Below are 2,570 nucleotides of genomic sequence, written 5' to 3' on the forward strand. Positions count from 1 at the left end.
TCGCGGCCGTCGGGCTGACCGCGCTGCTCTTCGTGTGGCTGCTGCCGTTCAACGGCGCGGTCGGTTTTGTCTGCGTCGGGTACGTGATCTTCCTCGCCCTGTACGCCCTGCTGGTCTCCTTCGACGAGGACGGAGCGACCGTACGGGACCGGCTCGCCGGCGTCGTCGTCCGCACCGCGGGCCTGGTCCTGCTCGCCGCCCTGGCCTTCGTGATCGTCTACACGCTCTGGGAGGGCCGCAAGGCGCTGCCTCATCTCAACTTCTTCACCGAGGACATGAAGCTCTCGGGCCCGCTCGAACCGCTGAGCGTGGGCGGCATCCTGCACGCCGTCGTCGGCACGCTGGAGCAGATCGGTATCGCGCTGGTGCTCACCGTGCCGACCGGGCTGCTCTGCGCGGTCTTCCTCAACGAGGTGCCGGGACGGTTCGCGCGGTTCGTCCGTACCGTCGTCGAGGCCATGACCGCGCTGCCGTCCATCGTCGCGGGCCTGTTCATCTACGCGACCGTGATCCTCACTCTGGGCACCGGCAGATCGGGCCTCGCCGCCTCCCTCGCACTGGCGGTGATGATGCTGCCCATCATCATCCGCGCCTCCGACGTGGTGATCAGGCTGGTTCCCGGCACGCTGCGCGAGGCGTCGTACGCGCTGGGCACCTCGCGCTGGCGCACCGCCTGGCACGTGGTGCTGCCCACCGCGCGCTCGGGCCTGACCACCTCGGTGATCCTCGGCACCGCGCGCGGTGTCGGCGAGACCTCTCCGGTGCTGCTCACGGCGGGCTTCAGCGCAGAGATGAACGCCGATCCCTTCGACGGATCGCAGGTGTCGCTGCCGCTGGCCACCTTCGAGTTCGTCAAGTCGCCCGAACCGAACATGATCGCCCGAGGCTTCGGCACCGCGGCGACGCTGATGGCCCTGGTGCTGCTGCTGTTCATCGCCGCCCGGATCATCGGCGGGCGCGCGCCGGGCCAGTTGACGCGCCGTCAGACCCATCGGCGGGTGCTCGCCTCACGCCGTGACGCCGAGCGCTTCGCCACCCGCACCCGCACCGGTACGGACGGCCACAAGCCGGCCGCACCCTCCGCCACACCCTTCAGGAGTTCCCCGTGAGACCCGCGACCGTCTCCCGTCTGGCCATGGGGCTGGCCGCGCTGCTCTGCGCGCTGCTCGCCGTCGGCCCGCCGCCCGCCTGGGCGGTGACCTATCCGAAGATCAACGGCGCGGGCTCCACCTGGAGCGCCAACGCGCTCGACCAGTGGCGCCGCAATGTCGCCTCCAACTTCGGTATGACCGTCAACTTCGCCGCGACCGGATCGTCCAACGGCCGTGAGCAGTTCAAGAACGGCACGGTCGACTTCGGTGTCTCCGAGATCCCCTACGGGCTCAAGGAGGGCGGCGTCACCGATGTCCCGCCGCAGCGCGGATACGCCTACATGCCGATCGTGGCCGGCGGTACGGCCTTCATGTACAACCTGAAGATCGGCGGCAAGCGGGTCACCAATCTGCGGCTGTCCGGCGATGTCCTCGCCAAGATCTTCACCTCGAAGATCACCATGTGGAACGCGCCCGAGATCAGGGCGGACAACCCCGGACTCACCCTGCCCGCACGCAGGATCGTCCCGGTCGTACGCTCCGACGGCTCCGGTACCACGGCGCAGCTCACCACCTGGCTGTCCAAGGAGCACAGCTCGACCTGGAACGACTACTGCGGACGGGCCGGCCGTGCCACGCCGTGCGGTCTCACCTCGTACTTCCCGGTGGTGCCCGGTACGTCGACGATCGCCAAGTCCGGATCCCTGGGTGTCTCGGGCTTCGTGAAGCAGGGCCAGGCCGAGGGCGCGATCACCTATGTCGAGTACTCGTACGCGATCGCGACCGGCTTCCCGGTGGCCAAGGTGCTCAACGAGTCGGACTACTACGTGGAGCCGACCGCGTCCAGCGTCGCCGTGGCCCTGCTCGACGCCAGGATCAACCCGGACAAGAACTCGACCAACTATCTGACCCAGATTCTCGACGGCGTCTACCGGTCGAGGGACAAGAGGTCGTATCCGCTCTCCAGCTACAGCTACATGATCATTCCCACGTCGCTGACCGGTGAGCAGAATCCGATGACCGAGGCCAAGGGCCTCTCACTGGGCACCTTCGCCAACTACTTCCTCTGCGACGGCCAGCAGATGGCCGAGGAACTCGGCTACTCGCCGCTGCCGAAGAACCTGGTCCTGGCGGGCTTCGAGCAGGTCAAGCGGATCCCGGGCGCGCCCAAGGACAAGGTCAACATCAACTCCTGCCGCAATCCCACCTTCTCCTCGGACGGGACCAACACGCTCGCCAACAACGCTCCGCAGCCCAAGGACTGCGACAAGCGGGGCTCGACCCAGTGCTCGACCGGTACTGCGGGCGCCAAGGACGAGTCCACGCCGGTGAAGCCCTCGGCGCAGGGCACCAACGGCGGTTCGGGCAGCGGCGGTTCGGGCGGCGGCACGGGCGGCACCGGCGGTACGGGAGCGACCGGCGGTACGGGCGGCACCTCGGCCGGCACCGACGGAGCGGCTGCCTCGGGCGGTGCCACGG

At 68.6% G+C, this 2,570-nt stretch carries 2 protein-coding genes; both read left to right on the forward strand.

The window, feature by feature from the left end; genetic code table 11:
- Positions 1 to 1,109: phosphate ABC transporter permease PstA (gene pstA / locus GA0115259_RS27310; RefSeq protein ID WP_107469272.1), on the forward strand; the 1,109-nt coding region annotated here is incomplete at its 5' end.
- Positions 1,106 to 2,570 (forward strand): phosphate ABC transporter substrate-binding protein PstS (gene pstS, locus GA0115259_RS27315; protein ID WP_202450390.1); only part of this gene is annotated, 1,465 nt, incomplete at its 3' end. The genes pstA and pstS, both read left to right, overlap by 4 nt.

This window comes from Streptomyces sp. MnatMP-M17 (genome assembly GCF_900091995.1).
Classification (GTDB): Bacteria; Actinomycetota; Actinomycetes; order Streptomycetales; family Streptomycetaceae; genus Streptomyces.